Annotated in this window: 13 protein-coding genes and 2 pseudogenes; 2 read left to right on the top strand and 13 right to left on the bottom strand. The window is 71.0% G+C overall.

Annotated elements, in window-relative coordinates; genetic code table 11:
- Positions 1-411 precede the first annotated feature (411 nt).
- Positions 412-1,332, top strand: coding sequence for a class I SAM-dependent methyltransferase (locus tag FRANCCI3_RS13905; RefSeq protein WP_011437153.1), 921 nt, complete (start codon positions 412-414; stop codon positions 1,330-1,332).
- On the opposite strand, the gene FRANCCI3_RS13910 is transcribed toward FRANCCI3_RS13905, so the two are convergent.
- The 9 genes from FRANCCI3_RS13910 to FRANCCI3_RS27025 form a co-directional block, all read right to left on the bottom strand.
- Complete coding sequence (locus tag FRANCCI3_RS13910; RefSeq protein ID WP_011437154.1) at positions 1,229-3,124, bottom strand: dipeptide ABC transporter ATP-binding protein; 1,896 nt, start codon at positions 3,122-3,124, stop codon at positions 1,229-1,231. The genes FRANCCI3_RS13905 and FRANCCI3_RS13910 overlap by 104 nt on opposite strands.
- Entirely contained in the window at positions 3,121-3,999 is an 879-nt protein-coding gene (locus tag FRANCCI3_RS13915; protein WP_011437155.1) for an ABC transporter permease, read from the bottom strand. The genes FRANCCI3_RS13910 and FRANCCI3_RS13915 overlap by 4 nt, the downstream gene beginning before the upstream one ends.
- On the bottom strand, positions 3,996-4,988 hold the full coding sequence (locus FRANCCI3_RS13920) for an ABC transporter permease (RefSeq protein WP_011437156.1): 993 nt from the start codon (positions 4,986-4,988) through the stop codon (positions 3,996-3,998). Before FRANCCI3_RS13920 ends, FRANCCI3_RS13915 begins: the two co-directional genes overlap by 4 nt.
- 4 nt (positions 4,989-4,992) lie before the next feature.
- Positions 4,993-6,660, bottom strand: coding sequence for an ABC transporter substrate-binding protein (locus FRANCCI3_RS13925; protein WP_011437157.1), 1,668 nt, complete (start codon positions 6,658-6,660; stop codon positions 4,993-4,995).
- Positions 6,661-7,560: 900 nt separating this feature from the next.
- Positions 7,561-8,430: a helix-turn-helix transcriptional regulator gene (locus FRANCCI3_RS13930; protein WP_023842195.1), complete on the bottom strand. Its 870-nt coding sequence runs from the start codon at positions 8,428-8,430 to the stop codon at positions 7,561-7,563.
- Positions 8,431-8,623: 193 nt separating this feature from the next.
- On the bottom strand, positions 8,624-8,770 hold the full coding sequence (locus FRANCCI3_RS27020) for a hypothetical protein (protein WP_157858560.1): 147 nt from the start codon (positions 8,768-8,770) through the stop codon (positions 8,624-8,626).
- Between the two features lie 122 nt (positions 8,771-8,892).
- Positions 8,893-9,606 (bottom strand): response regulator transcription factor, encoded by a 714-nt coding sequence (locus FRANCCI3_RS23525; protein ID WP_049760940.1) that lies wholly within the window; start codon positions 9,604-9,606, stop codon positions 8,893-8,895.
- 415 nt (positions 9,607-10,021) lie between these two features.
- Positions 10,022-11,587, bottom strand: coding sequence for a 4-hydroxyphenylacetate 3-hydroxylase family protein (locus FRANCCI3_RS13940; protein WP_108913767.1), 1,566 nt, complete (start codon positions 11,585-11,587; stop codon positions 10,022-10,024).
- Positions 11,584-12,492, bottom strand: a complete 909-nt coding sequence (locus tag FRANCCI3_RS27025; protein WP_051569461.1) for a hypothetical protein — start codon at positions 12,490-12,492, stop codon at positions 11,584-11,586. Before FRANCCI3_RS27025 ends, FRANCCI3_RS13940 begins: the two co-directional genes overlap by 4 nt.
- Positions 12,493-13,078: 586 nt before the next feature.
- Between FRANCCI3_RS27025 and FRANCCI3_RS29110 the strand changes: the two genes are divergently transcribed.
- Entirely contained in the window at positions 13,079-13,825 is a 747-nt protein-coding gene (locus FRANCCI3_RS29110; protein ID WP_277870096.1) for a helix-turn-helix domain-containing protein, read from the top strand.
- Here the strand turns inward: FRANCCI3_RS29110 and FRANCCI3_RS13955 are convergent.
- The 4 genes and pseudogenes from FRANCCI3_RS13955 to FRANCCI3_RS13970 form a co-directional block, all read right to left on the bottom strand.
- The gene (locus FRANCCI3_RS13955) at positions 13,805-14,479 is read right to left on the bottom strand and encodes an ATP-dependent Clp protease proteolytic subunit (RefSeq protein ID WP_011437163.1); all 675 of its coding nucleotides are present in this window, start codon (positions 14,477-14,479) and stop codon (positions 13,805-13,807) included. The two genes, FRANCCI3_RS29110 and FRANCCI3_RS13955, sit on opposite strands and share 21 nt — an antisense overlap.
- On the bottom strand, positions 14,476-15,192 hold the full coding sequence (locus FRANCCI3_RS13960) for a ClpP family protease (RefSeq protein WP_011437164.1): 717 nt from the start codon (positions 15,190-15,192) through the stop codon (positions 14,476-14,478). The genes FRANCCI3_RS13955 and FRANCCI3_RS13960 overlap by 4 nt, the downstream gene beginning before the upstream one ends.
- A 185-nt stretch (positions 15,193-15,377) precedes the next feature.
- Positions 15,378-16,705, bottom strand: a pseudogene (gene tnpB, locus FRANCCI3_RS13965) (IS607 family element RNA-guided endonuclease TnpB).
- Positions 16,702-17,273 (bottom strand): annotated as a pseudogene (locus FRANCCI3_RS13970) (IS607 family transposase). The pseudogenes tnpB and FRANCCI3_RS13970 overlap by 4 nt, the downstream one beginning before the upstream one ends.
- Between the last annotated feature and the right edge of the window lie 132 nt (positions 17,274-17,405).

Genomic DNA, 17,405 nt, shown 5'->3' on the forward strand with positions numbered 1-17,405 from the left:
CTGGGCCGGCTCCGGGCGGTCGCAGCCAAGTCCCAGACCGGTTGCGGACCAGCTCCGGTCCGGCACGGCGGTACCGATGTCTGTGCGGTTTCCACCGTCGTACCTGGTTTCCACCGTCGTACCTGGTTTCCACCGTCGCGGCTTCCACTGCCGCGAACAGTTTCCGCGTCCCGGCCCGCGACCCATTCCAGTCGGCTCGCGGCGGCGGGTCCAGAGGCATCACGGTGCTGTTACCAGTACTAACAGGATGTCGACTATGGACGCAGAAAGCTACCTTGACCCCACACGAACACGATGCCTAATTTCAAAACTCATGGCACGGAACTCGGCGCTTGGCGCGAGCCCGTGATGCACGATGGCGGACCGTCAGTACGTCGGATCGGTTGACATACCTCGGCTGGGGAGAAGCAGATGACGCAGACCGTCACGGCACAGGCGGCCCGACTCGGCGGATACGACGACGCCAGCCGGCTTCGGCAGGCTCAGGACACCGACTGGGTGCTCGGGTTCGCCGATCCGACCGCCCGGTCCGTCGCCGATCTCGGCTGCGGCATCGGTTCCCTGCTCGCCGCGGCGCTCGACCGCCTGCCCGACGCCGTCGACGCCCTGGGCCTGGATCGTGAGGAGTCCCGGCTCGCCGAGGCTCGACGCAAGCTCGCCCCCTACGCGACCCGGGTACGGTTCCGCTTCGTCCAGGCCGATCTGCGCCGGCCCCCGCAGCTGGCCGACGATGCGGGTTCCACGGCGTTCGACCTGGTCACCCTCACCGCGGTCCTGCACTGGATCCACCCTGACGAGGAGCAGCTGGTGCGGTGGATCTCCATGCGACTGCGACCCGGCGGCGCCTTCCTGCTCACCACCCACCATCCCGAGCACGACGAGTACGGGTTCGGTGGCAGCGACGACCTCGCCCGGCAGGCCCTGGTCCGCCTGGGCCATGCGGCCGAGGACGTACCCAGGCTGCTGGCGGCGGCCGGGATCATTCCGATCGCCGTACGCACCCTGTCCGTGGACGACACCGCGACCCTGCTCGACGCGTACTTCGACATCGACGGCGTCGACGAACGCCCGGCACTCGTGCGGGCCGCGAGCGGCGAAGAGTACCAGCGGTTCCACGCGGCGACCTTTGGCACCTACTACAGCCGGCTCGTCGGTGCGGATCGCCAGGAGGACTATTTTCGGGCGATCGGGGAGGTCGCGCAGCACCGCCTCGACACCGACGGGCACATTACCCAGATGCCGGTACGGCTGTGGCGCTGTCGGCCACGGGCGTCCCGGCCTGCGGAGACGGCCCGGCCTGCGGAGACGGCCCGGCAGCCGATAGGGGGGTAGGCGGTGCGGGGAGCCGGGGCACCGCGGCGAGCAGCCGTACGGTGTAGGGGTGCCGGGGGGCGGTGAAGACCGTCTCCACCTCCCCGGACTCGACGATCCGCCCGTCGTACATCACCAGGACCCGGTCGCTGAGGTGCCGCACGACGCCGAGGTCGTGAGAGACGAAGACCATGGCCAGACGGTGGGTCCGGCGCAGGTCGACAAGCAGGTCCAAGACCTGGGCCTGGATGGACACGTCGAGCGCGGATACCGGTTCGTCGCAGATCAGCACCTGCGGTTCCACGGACAGCGCCCGGGCGATGGCCACCCGCTGCCGCTGGCCGCCGGACAGCTCGACCGGTCTGCGCCGTAGTTCCCGCGCGGAGAGCCCCACCTGTTCCAGCCGTCGGACGGCGGCGTCGCGGCGCTCGGTCCGCGCGACCCCACCCACCCGCAGCGCCTGCGTCAGGATCCGGCCCACCGTCAGTCGTGGGTCGAAGGAACCCAGCGGGTCCTGGAAGATCGCCTGGATCTGCCGACGGCGTGGTCGGCGCTCACGCTCCGACACCGAGCTGCCCCGGCCGCCCCCAGGATCCGACGGACCGACCCAGGGAACGCCGCCGAGCAGCACCTCACCCGCGTCGGGTTCGGTCAGACCCAGCATGATCCGGGCGAGCGTCGTCTTCCCCGAACCGGACTCGCCGACGAGCCCGAGGGTCTCCCCGCGGCGCAGCGCGAAGGAGACGTCCCGGACCACCTCGCGTCGCTCTCCGTCCGTCGTCCGGAACGCCTTGCGCAGTCCCGTCGCCCGCAGAAGGATCTCGGCGCCGGTCGAGCCGCCCGCGTCGAGCCCGGCAGACGCGAGCCCGGCTTCGTCGACGGGTCCGGCCAGCCGGCTGCCCCTGGTCCGTGCGGAGGGCACGGCGGCAAGCAGCTCGCGGGTATAGGCGTGCGTGGGATCGCCCAGCACCCGCTCGGTCGGGCCACTTTCCAGGATCACTCCGTCGCGCAGCACGGCGACCCGATCGGCGAGCCGGGCAACGACCGCCAGGTCATGGCTGATGAGCAGCAGTCCCATCCCGCTCGCACGCAGACCGGCGAGCAGATCGAGGATCCGGGCCTGGACCGAGACGTCGAGAGCGGTGGTCGGCTCGTCGGCGATGAGCAGGTCCGGGGTGCCGGCCAGCGCCGCGGCGATCAGCACCCGCTGGCGCAACCCGCCGGAGAGCTGGTGCGGGTACTGCCGGGCACGGACCTGTGGATCAGGAATGCCGGCCCGCGCCAGCAGCGTCACGACGCGGGGGCCACGTTCGGCTCGCGCGACCGGGCCATGCGCCCGCAGCGCCTCGTCGACCTCCTGCTCGACCCGCCGCAGCGGATCGAGGGAGCCGAGGGCGTCCTGGAGCACCAGGCCGATCCGGCGGCCACGCAGGGCGCGCCATTCCCGGTCCCGCAGCCCGATGAGGTCGGTCCCGCCCAGGCGCAGCCGCCGGGCCTGGACCGTCGCGCCCGCTCCGGCGAGTCCGACGAGGGCGCGGGCGGTCACGCTCTTACCCGATCCGGACTCGCCCACGAGGGCCACACACTCCCCCGCGCCGACATCGAAGGAGATTCCCCGCACCGCCTCGACGGCCCGAGCGCCCCGGCCGAAGGAGACCCGCAGCCCGTCGACGGTCAGCAGGGTCGCGGACGGCTCCTTCGCCCCCCGCCCGCTCGGAGGTATCGAACCAGGGGGCTCCGACCCCAGCGGTGCCAGGTTCGGCGATGCCAGGTTCGGCGGTGCCGGCGGTGAGACCTGCGGCTGGTCGTTCACGGAGTCCGTCCCTCCACCCGCAGGCGGGCATGGCGGCCGAGCACGGTCACGGCGACGACCGTGGCGGCGATCGCCGCCCCGGGGAACACCACGACCCACCAGGCGGTGTCGATGACGCCCCGGCCGTCGGCGAGCATCGCCCCCCACTCGGGGGCCGGCGGCTTCGTACCGAGGCCTAGGAAACTCAACGCCGAACCGGAGATGATCGCCGTCCCGATGCCGACGGTGGCCAGCACGAGCAGCGGTCCGAGCGTGTTCGGCACGATGTGGCGCAGCATGATCACCGGCCGGGGCAGGCCGAGCGCCACCCCGGCGTCGACGAACCCGGCATGGCGGACGACGAGGGCACGCGACCGCACAACCCGCGCGTAGCTGGGGACCGCCGCGATGCCGATGGCCACCGCCGCGTTCACCGATCCTGGACCGACGATGGTGATGACCAGCAGCGCGAGCAGCAGTTCGGGGAAGGCAAGCAGCAGGTCCACGAGCCGCATGAGCAGCCCGTCGGCGAACCGGCCGCCGAGGGCCGCCGCGAGGCCGACCGTCGCCCCGATCCCCGCGCCGAGCGCGGTCGCTCCGGCACCGAGCAGTAGCGAATGCCGGGCGCCGGTGACCACCCGCGCGAAGACGTCCCGGCCCAGCTGGTCGGTGCCGAACCAGTGTGCCCAGCTCGGTCCGCGCAGCGCCTCGCCGAGGTTCGTCCCGTCCGCGGGATGGCGGCTGAGCAGCCCCGGCCAGGCGGTCGCGACAAGAAGCAGGACTATCAGCAGGCCGGCCGCGATCAAACCGGGACGCGGCCGGCCACCGCCGGTGCCGGCCAGGGCACCGGCGGCGGGCGGCTCGGTCCCGGGGCGGGTTTCCCCGACCGCGGTCACCGGGACACCGCCAGATCAACCGCCGTGGCCCTCCCGGCACCGGATCCGTCGTCGCGCAGTCGCGGGTCGATGAGCAGGTAGAGCAGGTCGACTACGCTGTTCACGACGACGAAGACCGCCGCGGACAGCAGCACCACCGCGGTGACCACCGGGATGTCCTTGGCCGAGATCGCCACGAGGGTCACCCGACCGATCCCCGGCCGGGCGAACACCGCCTCGGTGACGACGGCGCCGCCGAGCAGGCTGCCCACCGCCCAGCCGAGCAGGGTGACGAGCGGGAGCGCGGCATGGCGCAGGGCATGGCGGGTCAGCACACCCACCGCGCCGATGCCGCGGGCGCGAACCGAGACGACGAACGGAGCCTCCAGCGCGGCGTCAAGGCCCTCCCGCAGCACCTGGGCAAGGACCCCGGCGATCGGCAGGGCCAGCGCGGACGCCGGGAGGACCAGTCCGGACGGGCCAGTGGCGCCGGCGCTGGGAAACCAGCCGAGATGCGCGGAGAAGAGGGTGATGAGCAGGATGCCGATCCAGAACGTCGGGCTCGACACGACGAGCAGCTCGGCGCTGGTCGCCAGCATCCGGCCGAGCCGGTGGGTGGTGCCGCCCCGGCCGGCGGTCGACACCGCGAGTCCGACCGCCAGCAGCGCGGCGAGTGCGGACGCCGTGAGCGCCAGCTGCACCGTCGGCCACACCTGACCGGACAACACCTCCACGACCGGCCGCTGCAGCTGGTAGGAGGTGCCGAGATGGCCGGTCACCAGGCGGCGCAGCCAGGTGCCGTACTGGACGACGAGCGGCGACTGGAATCCGTACGTCTCGTTGATCTGCTCCCGAAGCTGCGGCGAGATCCCGAACGTAGGCCCGATCAAAGTGTCGACAGGATCACCCGGTACGACGTGCAGCGTCACGAAGGCCAACGTCGCCGCGCCCCATAGGACCCCGGCGCCCACGACCAGCCGGCGCAGCAGGAACCTCGCCACAGCCCGCACTAGATCAGCCCACCCAGCTGTCGTAGAACAGCGGGAAGGCGTCCGCGTCGAAGGTGATGTCGTGGACCTTCGACGCCGTGCCGACGGTCCGGGTGAACACGTAGATCGGCAGGGTGTACGCGTGGTCGATCACATATTTCTGCACCTGCCCGTAGGCCTTCTTGCGGGCGGCGAGATCCGTCGTGCCGGCGCCGGTCGCGAGCCAGTCGTCGACCTCCGGCACCGCGATCCCGGAACTGTTCGCCCCGCCCTGGGTGAACGCCAGATTCGAGGCGAACAGTGTACGGAGCAGGTCGGGGTCGGACTTGCCCCAGCTGTAGGCGATCAGGTCGTAGCCGCCGGCGTTGCGCTGGGTGGTGTAGGCGCCCGAGTCCATCGAGTAGAGCTTGGTGGCGATGCCGACCTTCTTCAGGTCGGCCTGTACCGCCTGGCTGACGATGTCGCGCTGCTCGCGGTTGAAGGCGCCGACGTAGGGCCAGTCGAGGACGAGACGCGCGCCGTTCTTCGTGCGGTAGCCGTCGGCGTCGCGGCCGGTGTAGCCGGCCTCGTCGAGTAGCTTGTTCGCCGCGGTGACGTCATGGGGGAAGGCCTTCTCGAGGCTGCGATCGTAGGCGATGTTCTTTGGCGTCAGCGTGCTCCACGCGCGGGCGTACTGGCCGGCGTAGACCGTCTTCACGATCGTGTCGACGTCGACGGCGCGCTGGACGGCCTTACGGACCCGCTCGTCGGAGAACGGCGCACGCCTGGTGTTGAAGTAGATCGAGTAGTTGGCGTTCTGCGGAATCACCTTGAGTAGCCGCAGGGAGGTATCGCCCTCGATCGCGGCGACGTTCTGCGCCGGCACGCCGTCGGCGGCGTCGATCTCCCCACTGCGCAGCGCGCTCACCCTCGTCGCGTCCTCGGGCAGGAAGCGGATGGCCAGCTTGTCGAGGTAGGCGGCGCCGGTGTGCTTCGCGCCGCCGGGGGCCGAGGTGTAGCCGTCGTTGCGGGTGAACTCGGCGACCGATCCCTTCACATAACGGGTGAAGCGAAACGGCCCGGTACCCACCGAGTTCGGCCCGCCCGAGCAGAGGGTGTCCGGCGCGTCGGCGATCTTCTTCGACGACTCGATGCCGAGGTAGGTCGTGGCGGCCGCGGCGAGGAATGCCGCGTACGGCTTGGAGAAGGTGACCTTGGCCGTGTGCGGGTCGACGACCTCGGTGCCGACGTAGGGGCCGAGCAGCGCCACCGCGTACTGCGACTTCGTTGACTTCGCCGCGATGTGGTCGAAGTTCGCCTTCACCGCCGCCGCGTCGAACGGTGTGCCGTCGTGGAACGTCACGCCGTCCTTGAGCTTGAAGGTGAACGTCTTCGCGTCGGCTGAGACCGTCCACGACGTGGCCAGCCACGGGCCGACCCCGCCGCCCGGCTGCTGCGTCACGAGCGAGTCGAACACACCCCGCTGGATGACGGCGGTGACGTCGGCCGGGCTGACGTGCGGGTCGAGGCAGTCGCCCTCGGTGGCCACCGCGAAGGTGAGCGTGCCGCCCCGGTGCGGTGTTCCGCCCGCCCCGTTCGCGCTGGTGGAGCCGGCGGGTGCCGGATCGGACGCGCAGGCGCCGAGCATGGCGGCGGCGGCCGCGACGGCCGCGACGCGGACGGCGGGGTGGAATCGGGGACGTGGGCGTTTCATGGATGCTCCAGATAGGGCGGACGCGACGATGGCCTCACCGGGTCATGCGGCCCGGCGGCCGAGGGGCACGGGGAGCCGCAGCCGGCGGCCCGGGCGCGTGCCGTACGAGCACGGACCAGCACGAACGGGGAGGTAGTCGCCGATGGTGCTACTGCCGTACCAGCCCAGACAGGCAGCGGTTCATCCTGTTATCGCGGCTCATAGACATCGCCGCAAGCCCGTGCGCGTCGCCCCGCGGCCCGCCCCGCCCGAACCGACCCCGCCCGAACCGACCCCGGCCGAAAGGCACCCTCAGGTAACCTGAGCGGGGTCAAACGGTCGTAGCGACGCCCCGATACCCGAGATGGCGTGGACCGATGCCCGCGACATGCGGGCCCCAGGTCATGGCGGTCGACTACGCCCTGGCGGGCTGGCCGCCCGGCACATCCCCGGCCATCCGGCGGACTAAAGTCCCCGCCGAGGAGATCTGCACCGACCCCCGATCCCGGCGGCGGACCATGCCGAAAGGCCAACTCACCCGCGCACCAGGGAAGATCACAGATATCTGATCATGCTATGAAAGATCACACCACCAGCGCTGGTGGATCCAGGTAGACCGCAGGAAGGAAGGGCCGACACGGTCGGCACAGCCAGCGCAGCTGTCACACATACACAGGCACGCCACGACGTCATCGGGCGAGATACGCCCGCGGGAACGCCACGACCTCCGCCAACGCCTCCCTCGCAGCCCCCGAACTAGGCACCGCGATGTGCCAGCAGTGCCCGGTGCCCGCCCACGCGCGGTACGTGGCACGGCCCCCGGCGGCGGAAGCCCCGCGTCCCGTGCGGCCAGCAGGGCCGCCGCCGTGCAGATGCAGCACCATCGCGCGCCGGCCGCCGGCCGCCGGCCGCCGGTCGCGGTCAGGCCGAGAGCCGCTGCCGCGCGGCGGGGTCCGGGCGCCCCGCCGCGCCCGGCGTCTCGGCCGCCAGCCGGGTGAGCAGCTCCCGGTCCGCGGGCGTCGCGGGCGTCTGGAGCCAGATGGTGGACTCCGGATCATCACCCGGTCGCAGCACCGACAGCATCAGCGAAATGTCGCCGAGCGGCGTGGCCGCGCTGACCGTGCGGCCCGTGAACACGCGCACGGACCGGCACTGCCACCAGGCACGCAGCTCGGGGCGCGCCTGTTCGAGCAGCTCCAGCACGGCACGGCCGCGCTGGTCGTCGGGATGATGACCGATCTGGGCGCGGAACTGGGCGAGCAGGTCCTTGGCCACGTCCTCGGACCCGCCCATCCCGTCCCGGGTCCGGGGCTGCGCCACCAGCAGCCACAGCAGGTTGCGCTGGGGCTCGGGCACGTCGGCGGGATCCCCCCACAGGACGGTGTAGGCGTCGTTCCAGGCGGTGACGTCGAAGCGCCGGTCGAGCAGCAACGCCGGACAGTTCGGCCAGTTGTCCAGCACCGAACGCAGCGCCTTGACGAGGGTGTGGTGGCGGTCCGCTGGCGGCGTGTGCAGGCCGGCGAGCGCCAGGGCGTGGCGACGACCGTCGTCGTCGAGCCGCAGGGCCCGGGCGACGGCCTCGAGGACCTGCCGGGACGCGGCGACCCGGCCTTGTTCCAGCCAGGTGTACCAGGCGAGGCCGAGGCCGGAGAGCGCGGCGACCTCCTCCCGGCGCAGCCCCGGGGTGCGGCGGCGAGGTGTGGCGGGCAACCCGACGTCCTCGGGTCGCAGGCGCTCACGGTGGGCACGAAGAAAGAATCCAAGCTCACGCTGGCGGGCGTCGTCGCTCATCGGTTCCAGTCGGATCGGGCGGCCTGGTCGACACCGCCGATCCGGCACATCCGGCACATCCGGCACATCCGGCGGGCGGGACAGCATCGACACAGGGACACGCGGTCAGCAGGACTGCTACTACCCTCAGTCGCCAACAACGCCTAACAGCAGTCACCCATGTGATGGCTGAAATCCAGCCACCGCCGCCGGATCAGCGCAGGCCGAAACGGCCGAGCGGACCGTCCAACGCAAGAGGACACAGCCCCATGGTGGCATCGCCCGGCAGCCATGTCCGGCGCTTACCCGGAGAGATCGCGCCATTTACATGATCGAATAACGTCAGCACGAATTTCGACACCCGAAGCAACCTATCAATAACCACAAGTAATAGATCTGTGATGATCAGCCGGAATCCGGATCATCGAAAACACCGACTCGCGGAACGTGTTCATCCCGCCATGGCGCCCGCGGCCACCCCGATCATTCGATCATCCGGTCCGGCGCCGATCCGCGGCCGGACCCACGCCCACGGCCCGTCCAGCCGGCATGCGGACCGTCCAGCAGTCCGTGCCGATAGGCGTAGAGGCCGGCGCGTAGCCGGTCCGGCTGGCCGATCTTGCGCATCGCACCGGTGAGGTACCGCTTGACCGTTGCCTCGGCCAGGGCGAGCTCGCAAGCGATCTCCGCGTTCGACAGACCGCGGGCGAGTTGGCCGAGCACCGCGCGTTCCCGGGAGGTCAGCCCGAGGGCCTGCGGTGGCAGCTCGGCCTGGACCGGCGGCCCCGGCACCCCCGTCGGCGGCGGCGCGGGCAGGAAGACCACGCCGCCGAGCGCGGCGATGGTGACCGCGTGGGCGAGGTCGGCAGGCGGGGCGTCCGGCAGCACCGCCCCCGACGCACCGGTGGTGAGGATCTGGGTCAGTTCGGCGCAGGTGGCCAGCGGCCGCAACAGCAGAACGCGCGTGGTGGGGATCCGGTCGCCCTCCACGCGCAGCCGGCGCACCGCCGCGAGGTCGGTCGCGAGATCCCCCGCGAGCCCGAGCAGCAGGACCCGGGGACGCGAGCGGCGGATCTGCGGCAGCGCGGCATCCAGCCGATGGCCGCGGCCGACGACGTCGAGCCGGCAGATCGTCGAGAGCAGCAGGTGCAGCCCCGCCCCGGTCACCGGATGGGCGTGCAGCAGAAACACCGACACGCCGCCGTCGATTCCCGTGGGCGTGAGATCCTTGGCGTACGCGGGACACTCGGGCTGCGCGGACGCCTCGGCGCGAACGGGAACCCCAGGACAGGCCGAAACCCTGACCCACGGCGGACCCCCGGAGGACCCGGAGGACCCGGAGGACGCAGAGGACCCGGAGACCTCGGCACGGACGGGAGGGGGCGAGGCGGCTCCGATCGTCATGACTCCGGGTCCTTACCACGAGGAGCGAACGCGGGCCGGCGGTATCACCCCGTCGTCCCGCGTGCAGGGGGCTGGCCTGACCGTAGGCACCTTCGGGTAGCTCAACCAGGTAGGCGGTGGTATCGCTAACACCCTCCGCGCACACCGTCCCCGGACCCCTCCGCCCGGTCCGACAGCCACCGGTCCGACAGCCACCTGCCGTCAAGCCTCAGAGCGGACGGGTGATCAGCTCCCGGATCTGGTCGGTGACAGGTCCCAGGTCATCCCGGCGGAGCAGGTTGATCCGGTTGCGGGTGATGTCCCCGCGGTGGACGAACTCATAGAGGTCCTGACGCTGCCCGAAGCTGTCCGCCGTGAGCTCCCAGGCCAGCCGGAACAGCCGTGACTTCTCCTCGACCGGGAGGTTCGCGCCCCGCATGTACCGATCGAGATAGGGCCGCAGGTCGGCGGCGGCGAGGTCACGCTCGCTGGGCTGCATGAGGACACCCGACGAGCCGATCCGCCGCACGATCTCCACCGCCCGGCCGGCGACCTGCGCCGACCACACGCGGCTCGCGTCGGTGTTACCCGGCGCGAGCAGGCCGCCGTCCGTCGTCTCGGCCCTGGCCTCCCCCGCGTCGAGAAAGTACCCGACGAGGTCAACGTAGCTCGCCAACTCCCCGAGGTCCTCCTGGACGTGACGCAGCCCCGAGGCTCCGATCGCGTCGGCGAGCAGCGTGCCGACGGCGAGCAGGGTCCGCAGCCGTTCCTGGTAGCGGATGTGGCCGGCGGCCGCGCTCCAGGCGTTGATCCGTCCGAGTCCGACCCGGGCGAGGTTGCCGTCGCGCAGCAGGAACACCCGGTCCCACGGAACCAGCACGTCGTCGAAGAACAGCATGGCGTCCTGCTCGTCGAACCGGGACGCGAGCGCGTGGGCGTGCCCGTACGGCCGGGCCCCCAGCGGCTCCCGACAGAGGATCTTCACGCCTGGGGTAGCCAGCGGCAGGCCGAACCAGATCACGAACTGCTCGGCCTCGCGCTGCGCGAAGCTCGCCGAGAGGTACACGAGCACCTCGTGGGCCAGTGGGGCCAGCGTCGTGAGCTGCTTGGCGCCCCGGACGACGACGCCGTCGTCCCGCTCGGCGATGATGCGCAGCGCGAGATCGGGATCGTCCACGGGGCTGGTGGTCCGGTCGATCTGCGGGTCGCCCAAAGCGTGGCCGAGGACCAGGTCATTGGCCGCACAGTGCCGGTAGAAGGCCACCGCGTTGGCGCCGAAGCCGGCCTGGTTGCACTCCAGATGCTCCCGGAAGTCGAGCAGACCCACCGCCACGTTCGCCATGAACGACGGCGACCGGCCGTGCTGACCCCAGGACTCGCGCATCCACACGCCCGTGCTGCGCCGCCGGGCCCGCAGATCGTCCAGCGTGCGCGGCAGCTGGTAGGACCAGCCGACGCGGGTTCCCGCCTCGGGTTCGTGGACGGTGAGCACGTCGCGCAGATCCGGGTCGTGCTGCAGGTCGAACAGCCGGGCCAGCTCGTCAACGGCGCCCCGGAAGGCTGGATGCGTCGCCACGTTCGCGACCTTCTCCCCGTCGAGCCACACCTCGCGGCCGTCGTTGAGGCTCGCCCGGTACCGCTCCCCGGTCATCAGCCCCTGCGCGGCAGGCGGCGGGGTTCCCAGCGGCGAGTCGGCCGGGGGATCGGCCGTCGCACCGGCGGGGTGGTCACCGGCGGCTGGTCGGCCCGGATCGTCGATGGCGCCGGGATGACCGCTGTCGGTCACGAGGGTCATGGCCTGATCTCCGCTCTGTGGACAATGTCGGTGGTGCCGGTGGTGCCGGTGGTGCCGGTGGCGCCGGTGGTGCCGGTGGTGCCGGTGGCGCCGGTGGCGGTCCAGACGCAGCCACGGTCGACCTGCCCCGGTCCGGCGACCGACCCGGCCACGACGGCAGGCTGGCCGCCCGGAGCGGGCACGGCCACGCCGGCTGACGGGACCGAGGGGTCGTCATGCAGCAGGCGGAAGGCCGGTTCGTATCCCTTGGCCCGGATGTTCGCCGAGAGGGCAGTGGTGCAGAACGAACAGGGGGAGGCCAGGGTGAGGGGCACGCCCCGGGCGCGGGCCTGCTCGCGGTAGTCCCAGATGCCACAGTGCGAGATGATCAGGGTCGCTTGCATGGGCTCGTCGGTGTCGACCGCGTAACGGGAGGAGTAGAGATCCGCCTGGCGTGCGAGCCGGTGGACGACGTCGGCGGGCCGGCCGGTCGGCTCGGGCTCCACCTTGCCGAAGACCGAGGCATTGGCCCTCGCCCAGTCGACGAGCTCCGCCTCGCCCCAGCGCGACACGATGAACCGTTCGATCAGTGCCTGCGCGCGGAAGAACACCCGCTGCCAGGCCGTCGGATCACGATCGTCGGGCGTCGGGAAGTCGGCGAAGATCTCGGCCTGGGTATGCAGCCAGTCGAGTAGACGCAGATCGGCGTGGTGTTCCAGCAGGAACGTCGTCATCCCCGACTCCGCCTCGAGCAGGCGCTGCTGCCACAGGGCTACGCGGTCGTCTCCGGTCATGTCGAGGGCCGGAGCCGGGGTAGACGACCCGGACGCCGTCGCCCGCGGGGATGCGCCGGGCGGCTCAAGGTGGGCGTGGGGACGGGTGCCGAGGACCGCCATCGGCACCGACGCGGCCGAGGACATGGACATGGGTATGGCCATCGGCGTGGCAACGGCACGGGGCACGTGTGTGGGAGCCTCCACGGATCTCCTGTCCCTGGCGGCCCCGGCTAAGCGGGCCACCGCGACGACCGTTCCGGAGACCGGACGGTCAGGATGAATCACGACGGAAACGACGCTAAGTGCGCAGATGATGTAGAAATACCGACCTTTGGTGCATCTTCGTGCCACTTTCGGCGTCCGTCTCCTCACACGTTGTCGCCGTATGCATCGGCGCCGCACGGTTCGTCCGCCGCCGGCAACTCCGGCGGCCGTCGGCAACTCCGGCGGCCGTCGGCAACTCCGGCGGCCGTCGGCAACTCCGGCGGCCGTCGGCGACTTCGCGGCAAAGGTGTGGGCGGAATGCCGGGTGCGGTACTTGCGGTTCCGGCGAGGGCGCAGCGGATACGCTCGGTGCCTTAGCCCTCCATCGACTTACCCGGGGGTGGCTGCGGCAGCGGTCGCCTTCCCACCCACGTGATCAGTATCCGGGACGCGTGTATCTATCAGGACGCGAGCGCCCCTCCGATTCCCCTGACCCTTCAAGGCACCAGTCCCCCGGAGGTTCCTGATGGCGATGACGGATGATGCCGAGATGCCGTTGCTGCGCCGGCTGGTCGGGCAGGCGCTGCGCCGACGTCGCCTCGCTCAGGGCCGCACCCTGCGGGACGTGGCGGACGCGGCGCGGGTGTCGACGCCCTACCTCTCGGAGATCGAACGCGGCCTGAAGGAGGCGTCTTCGGAGATCCTCGCCGCGGTCTGCCGGGCGCTGCACATCCGGCTGTCCGATCTGCTGGACGAGGTGCGTCTGGAGCTCGCCCGGCTCGAACCCGAGGTCACCCCCGTGACATCGCCTGGGCCGCTGTCCGCCGTCCACGGGCAGGCGACACCACCGATCACGGCCCGCGTCATCTCCGCTGACCTGCACGCCGCCAGCGGCACCGCGGCCACCGCCAGCATCACGGGCTCGGCTGGCATCGAAACAACCGGTGTCGGCGCAACGGTCGGCGCGGCGTCGCCCTTCGGCGTGTCGCCGAACCTGGGACTCTCGCCGAGCTTCCGGGCCGCCGTCCATACCGGCCGGGTGGTGGTGCCCAGCCCGCGGCGAGCCGCCGTCGCTCCCGGTCCGCGGGGATCGGGGAGATCGGAGGGGCCGGGCAGGTGGTCCCGGCCCGCGGCCGCCTTCCGGCCGCAGCATAGTCGGCCGGAAGGCGGCCGCGGGCACGCTCGTCGACAGGTCGGCCTGTGGCCAGTCGACGTGTGGCAGGCCGACCGGAGCGGCCAACCGCCGGATCGCACCCGGTCAGGCGCTGCGTGCCGATAGAAGCCGGGCGGCCTTACGGCTCATGATGACCTCGTCGATGAGGCCGTACTCCTCGGCCTCATCGGCACTGAAGATCTTATCGCGTTCGGTGTCGCGACGGATCTCCGTCTCGGTACGACCGGTGTGGCGGGCGAGCATCGTCTCCTGCAGCGCCCGTACGCGCAGGATCTCCCGCGCCTGGATCTCGATGTCGCTCGACTGGCCCTCGCCCTGCGCCGACGGCTGGTGGATGAGGATCCGGCTGTTCTCCAGCGCGAACCGCTTCCCCGGCGTGCCCGCCGCCAGCAGCACCGCCGCCGCCGACGCCGCCTGACCCATGCAGATCGTCGAGATGTCCGGCCGCACGAACTGCATCGTGTCGTAGATCGCCGTCAACGACGTGAACGACCCACCCGGCGAGTTGATGTAGATCGAGATGTCCCGGTCGGGATCCTCGGACTCCAGGAACAGCAGCTGCGCCATCACGTCGTTCGCCGACACATCATCGATCTGCACACCGAGAAAGACGATCCGCTCCTTGAGCAGCTTCGAATACGGATCCATCGAGTACTCGCCGCGGGAGGTCCGTTCCACGATGTTCGGCAGGACGTGACGGGCCCTCGGCGCACCGCCACCCAGCATGATCCCGCTCGCGGCGGGAGGCCGCCCGGTCATCGCCCGCTCCCGCCGCCGGGGCCGAAACCGGTGCGGCCCGCCCGCCGCAAACCCATGCCCGCTCCACTGACCACACTGGGTACCTGATCCGCCCGGACAACCACATGATCGACGAGGCCGTACTCCTTGGCCTCCTCGGCCGTGAACCACCGGTCCCGGTCGGAGTCGGTCTCGATCTGCTCGACGGTCTGCCCGGTGTGGAAGGCGATTCGCTCCTGCAGCGTGCGCTTGGTGTACAGCATCTGCTCGGCCTGGATGGAGATGTCGGCAGCGGTGCCGCCGATGCCACCGTGCGGCTGGTGCATCATGATCCGGGCATGGGGCAGCGCATAGCGCTTACCCGCCGTGCCGGCGCAGAGCAGGAACTGCCCCATCGAACCGGCGAGGCCCAGCGCGACCGTCGCCACGTCGTTTCCGACGTACTGCATCGTGTCATAAATCGCCATGCCGGCGGACACCGAGCCACCCGGCGAATTGATGTAGAGGTAGATGTCGGCCGCGGGATCCTCGGCGGCGAGCAGCAGCAGCTTGGCGCTGATCGCGTTGGCCACCGCGTCCTCGACCACGGAACCAAGGAACACGATCCGGTTCTCGAGGAGCCGGCTGAACACCTGGTCGTCCGCGGAGCCGAGCCCGGATGCGGCGGCCTGCACGGTAGCCCGGCGCGGACTCCCCGGCCCGGCCTGCGTGAGGCGCGAAAAAGATTCGATCATGGTGCGTCCTCCCGCCGGCCGTCGGGAATGGGTGCGAGCACGATGGGCCGGCGTCACCAGCGTTGCCGAGAAATCCGCGCCCACGACGCTGATCTGCTGGCGGCATATCTGCTCACGGCAGACGCAACGTCCCGTGGAACGACTCCAGCGGCCTTCCGTTGCATAAGAGCGCCTGATAGCGGCGCTCATGCCGCCTCACCTTGCGGTGAAGCACTCCCGGTCCGACCGGCCCGAGCCGTGCCGGGTTCCCGTTTCCCAGCCGCCCGCCCCGCGGACGGGGTCCTACGGTCGGCTCCACGGGCGTTTACCGTCTCCGACCTACTGGCGGCGACGAGGTTGGACAGGTTGACCGCGGCGTTCAGGTCGCGGCCGCCTACCAGCCCGCAGGACTGGCAGGCGAAGATACGGTCCGACAGGGTGAGGCCTGGGTTTCGCCAGCCGCAGTCGGAACAGGTCTTCGAGCTTGGATACCAGCGGTCCGCGACCACGAGCGTCGATCCGTACCAGAGGGTCTTGTAGGCGAGCTGGCGGCGGACCTCGGCCATCCCGGTATCGGACACGGCACGGGCAAGACGGCGGTTACGGACCATCCCGGCCACGTGCAGGTCTTCCACCACGATCGTGTCGTGGGTCTTGGCCAGCCGGGCGGTGAGCTTGTGCAGCCCGTCGCGGCGCTGGTAGGCGACGCGGGCATGGAGGCGACCGAGGGTGGCGGCGTGTCTACGGCGACCGGCGCTGCCGGGCGTGGAGCGGGCGTAGGCCCGCGACGCGCGGCGCAGTTCGCGCAGCGACCGGGCCAGCGGCCTGGGGTTCTCGACGGTCTCGCCGGTCGACAGGACGGCGAGGTGCCTCACACCCAGGTCGACCCCGACCGGGCCGCCCCGGCGCTGCCGGGTAGACGGCTTGCCGGGGACATCACGGTCGGCCTCCACGGTGAACGCCACGAACCAGCGCCCCGCGGTCCGGGACACGGTCGCGCCCAGCAGGCGTGCGGACCCGTCGACGAGCCGGCCGGTCAGCGCACCCATCGGCTCATGCACCTTGACCCGGCCGACCCGGGGCAGCTTCACCTGCCGATCCCCAGCCGGACCGTAGGCGCCGGTGGTGTACCGGAACGAGTCACGGGCCCTCCCGCGCTTCTTGAACCGGGGAAACCGACCCGCCGGCCCTTCCGCTTCCCTTACCGGGAGTCGGTGAAGTTCTTCAACCCCCGGGCAAGCTGATCCAGGCCAGCGCGGAACGCCTCCTTCGAGCACCGCGCCCACCACGGGGCCAGCTTGTGTTTCGCAGCGTTCCAGGCCAGCCGCAACGCGGGCAGCGTCCACGACACCGGGGTGAGCAGATCACCGGTCAGCCCGTAGGACTGTTCGGCCTCGCGCTGCGCGAACGCGGCTTTCACCCGGACCAGACCCCAGTTGTAGGCGAACCGCTCTGCCCCGGCATGCCGGCGCAGAGCGGCAAGCCGGACGGTGTTTGGATCGAGAGCGAACCGGTACGCCTGGAAAGTCTTCATCCGTCCGTCTCCATGGCGGCGGCGACCGCGCGGGCGGCCCGGCTGGCTGCGGCGCGACGACCATACAGTCGGGCGCACAGCGACGTCAGGATCTCGGTGACGTCCCGGACAAGGTCGTCGTCCACCTCCGCGGAGTCGACAACGAGCAGGCGTCGGCCCTGCGCGGACAGTGCCGCCTCGACATACTCGGCGCCGACCCGGGCAAACCGGTCCCGGTGCTCCACGACGATCGTCGACACGTCCGGGTCCCGCAGCAGGCCGAGGAACTTCCGCCGGTGACCGTTGAGTACGGAACCGACCTCGGTAACGACCCGACCGACCGTGACACCGTTTTCGCCACACCACATCGCGACGCGGGCAACCTACCGGACAGGTCGAAGCGCTGGTCCGCTGACGACACCCGCGCGTACACCACCGCGGCAACCTGCCGGACAGGGGCGGCAGGCTCGTCGACGATCACCAGCCCGCCGACCTTACGGGCAGGGACCGGGAGGAAGCCGTCGCGGTACCAGCGGCGTGCCGTGGTGTACCCGACGCCGTTCGCAGCGGCCCACTCCTTAAGGTTCACACGGCCACTATACGGCGCCATCAGACGCCATCAGACGCCGATTCGACAACAGCTAACAACCCCAAGGGGATACGGACGACGACGCCTGCCCGACCGGTCCCGGATCCCGTGGCGCCCCCGCCGGATCGTCCG

It is taken from the genome of Frankia casuarinae, assembly GCF_000013345.1.
Lineage (GTDB): Bacteria > Actinomycetota > Actinomycetes > Frankiales > Frankiaceae > Frankia > Frankia casuarinae.